This window comes from Paraburkholderia agricolaris (genome assembly GCF_009455635.1).
In the GTDB taxonomy this organism is placed as follows: domain Bacteria; phylum Pseudomonadota; class Gammaproteobacteria; order Burkholderiales; family Burkholderiaceae; genus Paraburkholderia; species Paraburkholderia agricolaris.
In genome coordinates this window covers 2,096,615-2,108,504 of the sequence record NZ_QPER01000001.1, presented here as the reverse complement: position 1 = coordinate 2,108,504, position 11,890 = coordinate 2,096,615, and the positions used below count along the sequence as shown (strand labels likewise).

The 11,890-nt window shown below is 63.2% G+C and carries 8 protein-coding genes; 5 read left to right on the top strand and 3 right to left on the bottom strand.

The features are described from left to right. Positions 1-87 precede the first annotated feature (87 nt). Positions 88-1,218, top strand: a complete 1,131-nt coding sequence (locus tag GH665_RS09485) for an IS481 family transposase (protein ID WP_153134442.1) — start codon at positions 88-90, stop codon at positions 1,216-1,218. A 478-nt stretch (positions 1,219-1,696) separates the two neighbouring features. Further along, positions 1,697-3,043 (top strand): TAXI family TRAP transporter solute-binding subunit, encoded by a 1,347-nt coding sequence (locus GH665_RS09480; RefSeq protein ID WP_153135637.1) that lies wholly within the window; start codon positions 1,697-1,699, stop codon positions 3,041-3,043. 17 nt (positions 3,044-3,060) lie between these two features. Here the strand turns inward: GH665_RS09480 and GH665_RS09475 are convergent, their stop codons facing one another. The 3 genes from GH665_RS09475 to GH665_RS09465 all read right to left on the bottom strand — a co-directional run bounded on the left by GH665_RS09475 (position 3,061) and on the right by GH665_RS09465 (position 5,897). Next, the gene (locus GH665_RS09475) at positions 3,061-3,777 is read right to left on the bottom strand and encodes a ProQ/FinO family protein (RefSeq protein ID WP_153135636.1); all 717 of its coding nucleotides are present in this window, start codon (positions 3,775-3,777) and stop codon (positions 3,061-3,063) included. Between the two features lie 96 nt (positions 3,778-3,873). Further along, the gene (locus tag GH665_RS09470; RefSeq protein ID WP_153135635.1) at positions 3,874-5,238 is read right to left on the bottom strand and encodes a sensor histidine kinase; all 1,365 of its coding nucleotides are present in this window, start codon (positions 5,236-5,238) and stop codon (positions 3,874-3,876) included. Then, complete coding sequence (locus GH665_RS09465) at positions 5,238-5,897, bottom strand: response regulator (RefSeq protein WP_153135634.1); 660 nt, start codon at positions 5,895-5,897, stop codon at positions 5,238-5,240. The genes GH665_RS09470 and GH665_RS09465 overlap by 1 nt, the downstream gene beginning before the upstream one ends. 215 nt (positions 5,898-6,112) lie before the next feature. Here GH665_RS09465 and GH665_RS09460 point away from each other — a divergent pair, with 215 nt between their 5' ends. The 3 genes from GH665_RS09460 to GH665_RS09450 all read left to right on the top strand — a co-directional run bounded on the left by GH665_RS09460 (position 6,113) and on the right by GH665_RS09450 (position 11,776). After that, positions 6,113-7,585 (top strand): TolC family protein, encoded by a 1,473-nt coding sequence (locus GH665_RS09460; RefSeq protein ID WP_425496033.1) that lies wholly within the window; start codon positions 6,113-6,115, stop codon positions 7,583-7,585. A gap of 64 nt (positions 7,586-7,649) precedes the next feature. Then, positions 7,650-8,729, top strand: a complete 1,080-nt coding sequence (locus GH665_RS09455) for an efflux RND transporter periplasmic adaptor subunit (protein WP_246216178.1) — start codon at positions 7,650-7,652, stop codon at positions 8,727-8,729. Then, positions 8,726-11,776, top strand: coding sequence for an efflux RND transporter permease subunit (locus GH665_RS09450; RefSeq protein ID WP_153135632.1), 3,051 nt, complete (start codon positions 8,726-8,728; stop codon positions 11,774-11,776). The genes GH665_RS09455 and GH665_RS09450 overlap by 4 nt, the downstream gene beginning before the upstream one ends. The last annotated feature ends 114 nt before the right edge of the window (positions 11,777-11,890 follow it).

Here is an 11,890-nt window from a genome sequence, read left to right as displayed (position 1 = left end):
GCCGCCGTGTATAGACCGGAGACATAGCTGACAGGTGTGCGGGGACATGGTTGACACTTCCGGGTACTAAAACACCCGGTCCCGACCATGCCCTGGAACGCAAGAGACACTATGAGCCTCCGACAGGAATTTGTTCATCTGGCCAGTCAGGACACGCTGACGATGACCGAGCTGTGCCAGCGCTTTAACATCAGCCGGCAGACCGGCTACAAATGGCTCCATCGCGGCGAGCATGCGCTGGCAGATCAATCCCGACGCCCGCTCAGCAGTCCGTCGAAGACCCCCACTGCGATGGAGCAGGAAGTGGTACGGCTGCGCCAGGCCCATCCGCGCTGGGGCGGCCGCAAGATCAGCCGGCGCCTGCGTGATCTGGGCCTTGAGGCGGTGCCGCAGCCCAGCACCGTGACCGACATCCTGCACCGGCACAACCTGATCCTGCCGGCCGATTCAGCGATGAGCCAACCCTGGAAGCGCTTTGAGCACGAGCAGCCTAACGTACTCTGGCAGATGGACTTCAAGGGGCACTTTGAGACCCTCGGGAAGGAGCGCTGCAGCCCCCTGACGGTACTCGACGACCACTCGCGCTTCAGCATCCTGCTGCGCGCCTGTGGACCCACCGACACCGCTACCGTGCAGACAGGATTACGGGAGGCGTTTGGACACTATGGCCTGCCGTTACGCATCAATACCGATAACGGCTCGCCGTGGGGTTCGCCTGGCAGTCCGGGTCAGCTCACCGAGCTGGCCGTCTGGCTGATCCGGCTGGGTATCCGCATCAGTTACAGCCGGCCTTACCACCCGCAGACCAACGGCAAGGACGAGCGGTTTCACCGTACGCTGAAGGCTGAAGTACTGAACGGACGAAGCTTCGCTACCCAGCAGCACGTGCAACAGGAACTGGACCGCTGGCGCACCGTATATAACTGCGAGCGCCCGCATGAGGCGATCGGCATGGACACGCCCATCAGCCGTTACCGGCCGAGCCCCCGGGCGTATCCATCGATCCTGCCGGAGCCGGAGTACGGCCCGGATGACGTGGTGCTGCTGGTTAAATCGGATGGCCGGCTACGCTTTGAAGGACGGCACCTCAAGGTCTCGAATGCACTTTATGGACTGCCGGTTGCGGCACGCGCAAAGCCGGGCGAAGACGGCGTATTTGAATTCTGGTTTGCCCATCACCGCATCCTCACCCTTGACCTGAGGAGCGACAATCACTGACCATAAAGTGTCAATGATGTCTCCGCACGTTTGTCAACCATGTCTCCGGTCTATACACCGCCGCAAAGAAAGATAAGCAAAGAAAGCGGCTCACCCCGCTAGCTCATAAGCGGGTCCCCCGCACAGCCGCGGTAGTGGTGCATCTGGAATCTGTGTTCTCGCATTCAGCCCTGGTGACAAGGGCGTCATACCTCCGGCGGCGCTGCGCGCGCCGTGGCGGTACTTCGTCCCGTTATGCCGTTAGTGCGTGGGGGGCACAGGTTGCAATCGCCGCGGGTTGTGCATATGGCCGTGTGGGGCCGCTCCCTGCGGCTCGGTTCGATGCGGCATACTGTATTTGGAATGCGTTGAGTAATTTTAATCTTGCATTTTGCTTTCGCTGTATGCACGCCGCGAACAAATGACGGTCACGTGTCGAGGCGTGGCCTATGTGTCCTCGCCGACAATGCCTCGTCCCGGCTCCTGGTACGGAGTGCCCATGAAAGCGCATCGCCCGCGTCTGCCACACTTGCCCGGCGATCCATCGCATGCGGAGTGGCGCGATCACACCGTGTCATACATCGTCGTGGCCGTGATCGTCGTGCTGATGGTCACCCTCATCGTCTGGCTGGTCGATCCGGCACCGCCGAAAACCATCACGATGAGCGCAGGGCCCCACGACAGTTCGTTCCTCGCCACCGCGGATCAGTACAAAAAGATCCTCGCCCGCAACGGCATCACGCTCAAGGTGCTGGAATCCGATGGCTCGGTGCAGAACCTGCATCGTCTGCTAGACCCGAAACAACACGTCGATCTCGCACTCGTGCAAGGCGGCGTCGCCGATGGGCTCGATACGTCATCGCTAATGTCGCTCGGCAGCGTGTTCTATGTTCCCGTCGTGGTGTTCTATCGCGGCACAGGGCTCAGCGAGCTTTCAGAACTGGAAGGCAAACGGATTGCAATCGGCCGTGAAGGCAGCGGCACACGTCTGCTCTCTCTCAAACTGCTGGAAGCAAACGGCATCGCGCCAGGCGGCGACACCAGGCTGGTGCCCAGCGACGGCATGCAAGCCGCCACCCAACTCGTGGCGGGCGAGGTCGACGCCGCGATCCTGAACGGTGATTCGGCCACCCGCGGCCTGATGCTGCGGCTCCTGAAAGTACCCGGCATCTCGGTGATGAATTTCGATGAGGCCAGCGCCTATACGCGCCTCTTCCCCTATCTCGACGAGATCGATCTGCCGCCCGGCGTGCTGGATCTCAAGCGCAGAATTCCACCCGACACCATCCATCTGATCAGTCCGACAGCCGAACTGGTGGCCCGGACCGGTCTGCATCCGGCCATTTCCGATTTGTTGATCGAGGCCGCGCAGGAGGTACACGGCATGCCAGGGCTGTTGCAGCACGCGGGGGAATTCCCGAGTCCGGTTGCCCACGAATATCAGATCAGCGAAGACGCACAGCGCTACTACAAGACCGGCAAGAGTTTTCTATACCGGACGCTGCCGTTCTGGCTCGCCAGCATCGGCGACCGCACGCTGGTTCTGTTGCTGCCAATGGCAGTGCTGCTGTTTCCGGCAATGCGATTGATCCCGGCGCTTTACCGGTGGCGCGTACGCTCGCGCATTTATCGCTATTACGGGGCGCTGATTGCAATCGAACGCGATGCACTCACCGACTCGACCGAGACGGAGCGCAAACAGCTTTTCGTGGAACTCGACGATATCGAGGCGTCGCTTGATCGCTTGCGTATGCCGCTTGCATACGCCGACGCGTTCTATGTGCTGCGCGAGCACGTCGGCTTTGTGCGCAGCCGGCTGGCGGCGGCACAAGGCAGCCGCCCCTAGGCGGGGCGGCTGGCGTCTTACGCTTCGGCGGAGGCCGACGGGGCTGCCGGCGGCGTTGCCGATTCTGCGGCCGGGGTGTCTGCCGAAGTGGTCTGCTCCGGCTGCGTTGGCACGCCAGCTTGCGCAGCGGACGCTGCCTGCGCTGCGGCATCTGTAGCATCCGCAGCAACCGAGGCATCGGCAGATGTTGCAGCCGCCGAGGCCGCTGCTTTCGCCGCGCCCCGGCCCGCACGATGCGCCTGCAGACGCTGCGCGCCGGCTGCTTCCTGCGCCGTTACCTTGCCCGCTTCAGCGCCCGTCAGATCGACCCGCGCGGCGCCTTCGACCAGGCACTTCCAGTAGCGGCTGCCACGGCACCACGTCTTGATCGCATCGCGCAATTCGGTTTCGCTCAGCGACAGATCCTTCGCGTGAACCACGAGGTCCTCGAAGATGCCGACCTTGAGCGGGAGCTTGGGCGCCGGGTTCTTCGGGAACACATTGGGAAAACGCTTTTGCAGTCTCCCGATCGATTTCACCACCGGATCCACAGGCCTCGCGTCAGCCGCAGGCTTTGCTTCGGCCGCCGGTCTGGCGTCGGCCTGATGCTTGTGAGCGGGCGCGGCACGGCGCGGCGGCGACGGCTTGCGAGCAGGCTTCGCGCCGGGCTTGGCGACTGGCTTGGCCGCAGGCGCAGCTTCGGCGCGTGCCGCCGCCAGTTGCTTCTTCAATTCAGCAAGTTGTTCGAAACCCATAGCGCACAATCAATCGAGAAAGACAGGATTGTAGCAGCGTGTTGCGCCACGCTCCCGACACCCGGCGATGCGCCGCGCACCGATGGCGGCAAACGATCAGCTTTTGACCGCAACAGGCGCTACCGGCTCGTGCGCCGTCAGGCCAAAAACCGATACACACAAGCCTGGCCGCCCTACGTTATTGCGTAGGGAAACTTCAAGCTGATGCCGCGCGGCGATCCGCGCCACAATCGCCAACCCGAGCCCGCTACCCTCGCCCCGCGCCTCTTCACCGCGATAGAACCGGTCGAAAACCCGCTCGATCTCGGCCTCCGGTATCCCCGAGCCGCTATCCACCACATCGAACCCCACCCGCTCGCCGGCGCGCTTGAGAATCACATCCACACGGCCGCCTGGCGGCGTGTGCCGGATCGCGTTGTTGATCAGATTCCCCAGCAACACGCTCATCCCGTGCGGTTCCGCCAGCACCGTATAAGCATCGTAGCCCGCGCGAGCGTCTTCGCACTCAAGCCCGAGATCGATCTCCCTCGTCTCCGCGAGCAGCGACAGATCCCCCACCGCCTGTTCGCCGATCCGGCGCAAGCTCACTGGCACCATCGACGTTACCGGATGCGCATCTTCGCGTGCGAGCGTCAACAACTGCTGCACCAGGTGAATGATCCGGTTGACCCGCTCCTCGACGCGCTCCAGCGTTTGCCCCTCGCCCTTCAGCGAGCCGTCGCGGGAAGCCGCCTGCAATTGCAGCTTCAGCGCGGCAAGCGGCGAGCGCAATTCATGCGCGGCATCCGCGATAAACGTGCGCTGTGCCTGCGACGCAACGTTCAGACGTTGCAGCAGATCGTTGAGCGACGCCACCAGCGGTTTGATTTCGACCGGCACGCTGCCATCCAGACGCAAGGGCGCCAGCGAATCGAGCGAGCGGGTTGTGAGCGCGCGCGTCAGGCCGCCGATCGGCGCCAGCCCCTTTGCGACCACCAGCAACACCAGCACGATCGTCACCGGCAACAACACACCGAGCGGCCACAGCGTATGCAGCGCCAGTTGCAGCGCGAGGTCCTCGCGCACGGAGATCGGCTGCGCGACCTGGATATAGCGATCGCGCTGCTGCACCCCAAATGTGCGCCAATGGCTCTCGCCTCGTTCGACTGTGCTGAAGCCTTCAGGCAAGCGCGAGAATACCGGCGCCTGCATCGAGTGATAAATGAGTGCGCCGGAACGGTCCCAGATTTCGATGACGACCCGATCGTCGGCCAGATCACCCAGATCGGGGTTGCGATGCTCGCCGTCGCCCGCACCGGCCAGATTCGACGGCAACGACAGTGCGACCGTGCGCAACTCGTAGTCGAACAGTTCGCTCGCTTCCTCCCGCGCGGTGTGAAAGATGCCGAAGCCGGCCACGCCCGAGGCCGCGGCCAGCCCGAAAATCAGCCAGCCCAGCAGCCAGCGGCGAATCGACGTCATCAGCACCTCTTCAGACGGTAGCCCACGCCCCGCACCGTCACCACCTGCTCCGCGCCGATCTTGCGGCGCAGGCTGTGCACATGCACTTCGATCGTGTTGCTGCCCACCTCCTCGCCCCAGCCGTACAGCTTCTCTTCCAGCTCGGCCTTGGTGAACACGCGTGTGGGTTCTTCGATCAATGCCTGCAGCAGCGCGAATTCGCGTGGCACGAGCGGCAGCAGGTCGCCGTCTTTGGTCACTTCATGCGCGGCGGGATCGAGTGTGAGTTCGCCGTGCGCATAGATGGGTTGCTTCTGGCCGGTGCGCCGCCGCAATAGCGCACGGACTCGCGCGGCCAGTTCGTCGAGGTCGAATGGTTTGATCAGATAGTCGTCGGCGCCCGCATCGAGACCGCGAATCCGATCTTCGACCGCGTCGCGCGCGGTCAGGATGATCACCGGCGCGGCACCGCCGCTCTTGCGATAGGCATTGAGCACGTCGATGCCGTCTTTCTTCGGCAAGCCGAGATCGAGCAGCACGAGGTCGTACACGCCGTTGCCCAGCGATAATTCCGCCGCGCGGCCGTCGTCGGCCCAGTCGATCGCGTAGCCCGAACGGCGCATGGCGCCCAATACCGTTTCCGCAATCATGGTGTCGTCTTCGACCAGTAGCAGACGCATGGCCTCTCCTCTTTCCAGTTTGCCTGCATTGTCCAGCCCGCTAGCTTAACGCTTCCTTAAGCCATCCTTAGCGGAAGCTTAAGCGACGCTGAAGGGAGGCTGATGAGACGCTTAAATTTCAGCTAAGCGTTCCTTAAGCTCTCCCTCAGCAGAATCGGCACCTGTTCTGCGACATCCGCTCGCGGCTGTCCCACTTTTCATTCAGGAGCCGGATTTTGCCCGTTTTCAATGCCGCCGCAAGGGTCGCTTCAGTGGCCGCGTCAGTGGCCGCCTCAGTGCCCAGTTCAGCGGCCGCGCCCGCTGCACCGTTGCGCGTGCTCGTGCTCGTGCCTCTCTGCGCCATGCTGCTCGGCGGCTGCACGTGGTATCACCGCGAGCCGCTCGCGCCGCAGGACACCTCGACCTCCGCTAACTCGCTCGACCGCATCCGGATCGATCCAGCCACCATGCCGTTGCCCGAACTGGCCGCGCATCGCTTCGATCCGTCCGATGGACTCGATATCGACGAAGTCGCGATGTTGGCGGTAGCGAATAATCCCGACCTGAAGCTGGCGCGCGACGATCTCGGCATCGCCCGGGCGCAGGCTTATTCGGCCGGACTGCTGCCCGACCCGCAATTGAGTGTGTCGAGCGATTACCCCGGCGCGGCCGGCGCCACGCGCGCATTCAATTATGGTCTGAGCATCGACGTGATGGCGATCGTGCTGCGCAGCGCGAATAAGCAATCCGCCGATGCGACGGTGGCTAAAACCGATCTCGGCCTGCTGTGGCAGGAATGGCAGATCGTCGCCCAGGCGCGGCAGTTGTTCATCAAGACGCGCTTCCAGCAGGACACCCTGCCGCTGCTGCAACAGCAGCACGAGCTCGCGCGTACGCGCTACGAACGCATGGCCGAAGCGCACCGTGACGGCAATCTGACCGACGACACACTGACCGCCGCGCTCACCGCTTACAGCGATGCGCGCAAACAGTACACCGACGCCGAACGGGCCGCGGAACAGACTCATCATGATCTGAACGCGCTGCTCGGCCTCTCGCCCGACGTGCAACTGCAACTCGCAGGCAGCGAAGACATAAGCGCACTGTCCGACGCCACGCTTGATGCAGCGCTCGCGAAACTCGCGCAGCGGCGCCCGGATCTGATCGCGCTTCAGGCGGGCTATGAAGCGCAGGAGCAGAAGTACCGTGCGGCGATTCTCAGCCAGTTCCCGAGCCTTTCCGTGGGTTTCGTGCGGGCGCGCGACACCTCGAACATATACACCAGCGGCTTCCAGATCAATCTGAGCCTGCCGATTTTCAATCGCAATCAAGGCAACGTCGCGATTGAAAAAGCAACCCGTCAGCGCCTGCGTGACGAATATCAATCGCGCCTGAATCAGGCCTATGCCGATGTCGCTCATATACGTGCCGACAGCGAGATTCTCACGCAGCAGTTGCAACAAACCGAGGCTGCGCTGCCCGATGTCGACCTCGCCGCGCAACACGCGGCCGCGGCCTATGCACAGCACGATCTTGCGCTCGGCGCCTACACCGACGCGCAAAGCGCGGCGCTCACCAAACGGGTCGACGTCGCCACCCTGCGCGAATCGCTCGCCGAACAACGCGTCGGTTTGCAGGCGCTGTTGGGCAGCGCGATCCCCGACGCTTTTTCCTCTGCTCAGACCTTTAGCGAAACTCATGCGAAATAGCCCTCTTTCGGCACGGCGGCCGCGCATCGCCTCTTATGCGATTTCATTTGCCTGCGTCGCACTGATGAGCGCAGCCGTTCATACGGCAGATGCGGCCAGCGCAGCCGGTGCAGCCGGTGCATCCGGTGTATCCGCCACCGGCGATGCGGCCGATCAATCCGTCGTATCCGTGCAAATCGTACGGGTGCAACGCGCCGTCATTGCGCAACCGGTCCGAGCCTATGGCATCGTCGCGGCGTCCGCGTCGAATCTGACCACCGTTAATCTGCCGTACCTCGCGCGGATCGTGCAGATGCGCGTCCAGGCCGGCCAGCGCGTGACGCGAGGCACACCGCTATTCGTCGTCCAGGCCGATCCTGCCGCGGTGCTCGCCGCGGCCCAGGCGAAAAGCGCCGTGACGCTGGCGCAAGGCGAACTCGCGCGCACGCAATCGCTGTACGGCAAAGGACTCGCCACGCAATCGCAACTCGCCACGGCCCGCAAGGCCGCCGACGATGCACAGCAGGCACTCGCCGCGCAAAACCAGACGGGTGTCGCGAGCGGCAACAAGATCGTCGCGGCGCCGATCGACGGCGTGGTTTTGCAGGTATCCGCGGCACAGGGCGATCAGGTACAACCCGGCGCCGCGATCCTGCAACTGGCCGGCGGCGCCGGCCGCGATACGCGTGCGAACGTGATGCTCGGCGTCGAGCCCTCGGACGCCGCCGCGATCCATGCCGGCGATACCGTCACGCTGCACGGCCTCTCCACCGCGCTCGCGAAATCCTCGGCGGATGGACACGTGACGCTGGTCGGCGCATCGGTCGATCAGCAAAGCCAGCTCGTCGACGTCGGCGCGAACGTACCGCTCGAACAGAGCGCGTTCATTCCGGGCACGCGAGTCAGCGCCGACATCGCGACGCGCAGCGGCACGCATTGGGTCGTGCCGCGTGCCGCCGTGCTGAAAGACGGGACCGGCGCGTACGTGTTCCAGATCACGCCACAAAACAGGGCTCGCCGCGTGGCGGTGGTCACGCAGATCGAGAACGGCGACCGCTACGGGGTGGACGGCTCGATCGACGGCACGGCAGGCCTCGTCGTCAGTGGCAACTATGAGTTGAAGGACGGCATGGCAGTGCGCGTCAGCGGAGGCGCGCCGCAATGAATTTCGGTCAATGGATGCAGAAGCACCGGCGCTCACTGCTGTTCGTGATCGCGTTGCTGGCGATCGCGGGCGCGCTGACCGCATTTCGGCTGCCGATCTCGCTGTTCCCGAACGTCGCGTTTCCGCGTGCCGTCGTCTCGCTGGACGCGGGTGACCGCCCCGCTGAACAGATGGCCACGCTCGTCACAATGCCGGTCGAAGAAGCGCTGCGCCGCGTGCCGAACGTGCGCGACGTCGAGTCGACCACGAGCCGAGGCGCGGCGGAAATCTCGATCAATTTCGACTGGGGCACCGACATGGCGCAAGCCACGTTGCAGGCTCAGTCGGCGATCAGCGAGATTCTCGCGACGCTCCCGCAGGGCACCTCGATGCAGGTCCGGCGCATGGACCCGACCGTGTTCCCGGTACTCGCATATAGCCTGACATCGAAACAGCAGTCGCTGTCGGCGCTGCGCGATCTCGCGCAGTTCCAGATGCGGCCGTTGCTGTCTTCAGTGGAAGGGGTCGCGCGTGTCGATGTGACGGGTGGCGCGCAGGACGAATTTGAAGTCGCGATCGATCCAGCGCGCCTTGCCGCTTACAAGCTGTCCCTTCCGGACGTCTCGAAAGCGATCGGCGCGAGCAACGTGTTGATGGCCAACGGCCGCATTGAGGATCACGACAAGTTGTATCTCGTGATTGCCAACACCACGATCACGCGACTCGACGAACTGCGCAACGTGGTGGTGTCAAGCAATGGCGCGACGCAAATCCGCCTCGGCGACATCGCGACCGTTCGTCAGGGCGTCGTACCGCAATGGATGCGCGTCACGGCCGACGGTCAGGACGCCGTGCTGCTCAACGTCTACCAGCAGCCCGGCGCGAACAGCGTGGCGATGGCCAAGGCGATCCGCGCGAAACTCGCAGATTTCCAGCATCAGATGCCGGCGGGCGTGCACCTGTCGAACTGGTACGACCAGAGCGAGCTGGTGATCGCCTCGGCGACCAGCGTGCGCGACGCGATCATGATCGGCGTGGTGCTGGCTGCGTTCACGCTGTTTGCCTTTTTGCGCAACTGGAAGATCACGGCGATCGCGGTCGCCCTGGTGCCGGTCGTGATGGCCGCCACGATCCTGCTGCTCGACGTGTTCGGCATGGGCTTCAACATCATGACGCTCGGCGGCATGGCTGCCGCGGTCGGCCTCGTGATCGACGACGCCATCGTGATGATCGAACACATCGTGCGACGCATGCGTGAAGGCGGTGCGCACAAGTTCCATGGCCGCGTGATGGCGGCGGCGCTCGAGTTCACGCGACCGCTTGCCGGATCGTCGGCGGCGACGCTGATCATTTTCGTGCCGCTCGCGTTTCTGTCGGGGGTGACGGGCGCGTTCTTCAAGGCGCTCTCGGTGACGATGGCAAGCGCGCTGTTCATTTCGTTTCTCGTCACGTGGCTCGCCGTGCCGATTCTGTGCGACCGCTGGCTGACGCCGAAGGACGCCGAGGAACACAAGGAAACCCGCTTCGCCTCATGGATGAACCGGCGCTACGGCTTTCTGATCGAGCACGTGACGGCGCGACCGCCTCTCGTGCTGCTCGGCGTGGTGCCGCTGATCGTGGTGGCCGCATTCGCGTTCACGCGAGTGGGCAGCGGGTTTATGCCGAGCATGGACGAAGGCGGTTTCGTGCTCGACTACCACACCGAACCGGGCACGTCCGTGACCGAAACCGACCGGCTGATGAAGCAGATCGAGGGCATCATCCGCGCGAATCCGAACATCGCGACTTACTCGCGCCGTACCGGCGCCGGTCTTGGCGGCGATCTGAACGAACCCAATAAGGGGGACTTCTTCATCCGCTTGAAATCGAGTGGCCGTGAGCCGATTGAAACGGTGATGGAAGAAGTCCGTTCGAAGATCGAGACGCAGGTGCCCGGCGTGAATATCGAACTTGCGCAGTTGATGGAGGATCTGATCGGCGACCTCACCGCGGTGCCCCAGCCGGTCCAGATCAAGATTTACTCCGACGACCAGACCACGCTCGACACGACCGCGCGCAACGTGGCCGCGCGAATCGGCAAGATTCAGGGCGTGGTGGATGTCAACGATGGCATCAATCCGGCGGGCGACGCGCTTGAACTGCACATCCGGCCGGAGGCTGCGGCGGCGGAGGGAATGGACCCGCAGTCGATTGCGCAGGCTGTGTCCGACATGGTGGAGGGCAACCTTGCGACGCAGTTTCAGAGCGGGCCGAAGACAGTGGGCGTGCGGGTGCGCGTGGCTGGCGCATTGAAGCTCACCGATACGCAACTGGGGCAGTTGCAGATTCGCGCGCCGGACGGCCATCTGTTCGCGCTGAATCGCGTTGCCGATCAGGTGACGGTGACGGGCCAACCGGAAATCAGCCGCGACAATCTCAAGCGGATGGTGGCGGTGACTGCGCGGATCGACGGCCGCGATCTGGGCTCGACGATCGCGGACGTGCAGCGCGTGTTGAGCGATGGAAGTTTGTTGCCTGCTGGCGTGTATTACGAACTGGGTGGTTTGTACCAGCAGCAGCAGATTGCTTTCAAGGGTTTGTTGACGGTGTTCGGCGCGGCGATTGCGTTGGTGTTTGGCTTGCTGCTGTTTCTGTACGAGCGTTTTCGCGTTGCGCTAGCGGTGATGGCGATGCCGTTGCTGGCAGCGGGCGCGGTGTTTATCGGGTTATGGGTCACCGGGATCGAGTTGAACATCTCCGCGATGATGGGGATGACGATGATTATCGGCATCGTGACCGAGGTGGCGATTTTTTATGTATCGGAGTTGCAGGGGTTGATTCGGGATGAAGGTGTCCGGTTTGAGGAGGCGCTGATCGCGGCGGGGCGGAATCGGTTGCGGCCGATTGCCATGACGACTATTGCGGCTATTTTGGCATTGCTGCCGCTTGCTTTTGCCCTTGGGCAAGGGTCGGCCATGCAGCAACCGCTGGCAGTTGCCATTATTTCTGGGTTGATTGTGCAGTTGCCGTTGGTGTTGTTGCTTTTGCCTGTGGTGTTGAAGTTGTTGATGAAGAAGGGAGGTGTTTGAAGGGGTGGTGATTGCCTGCTCGGCGAGGTGGTTTTGGTTTGGTTTTGGGTGTGGTTTTTGGGTGTTGGCCTTTCCTTGCTGTGATCGTGGTCTGTTCTGGTGTTGGTCTTTTGG

Coding starts and splice junctions, on each gene's coding strand:
- GH665_RS09470 (WP_153135635.1), bottom strand. CDS start 5,238: ATGACGTCGATTCGCCGCTGGCTGCTGGGCTGGCTGATTTTCGGGCTG.
- GH665_RS09475 (WP_153135636.1), bottom strand. CDS start 3,777: ATGGGTTTCGAACAACTTGCTGAATTGAAGAAGCAACTGGCGGCGGCA.
- GH665_RS09485 (WP_153134442.1), top strand. CDS start 88: ATGCCCTGGAACGCAAGAGACACTATGAGCCTCCGACAGGAATTTGTT.
- GH665_RS09465 (WP_153135634.1), bottom strand. CDS start 5,897: ATGCGTCTGCTACTGGTCGAAGACGACACCATGATTGCGGAAACGGTA.
- GH665_RS09480 (WP_153135637.1), top strand. CDS start 1,697: ATGAAAGCGCATCGCCCGCGTCTGCCACACTTGCCCGGCGATCCATCG.
- GH665_RS09450 (WP_153135632.1), top strand. CDS start 8,726: ATGAATTTCGGTCAATGGATGCAGAAGCACCGGCGCTCACTGCTGTTC.
- GH665_RS09455 (WP_246216178.1), top strand. CDS start 7,650: ATGAGCGCAGCCGTTCATACGGCAGATGCGGCCAGCGCAGCCGGTGCA.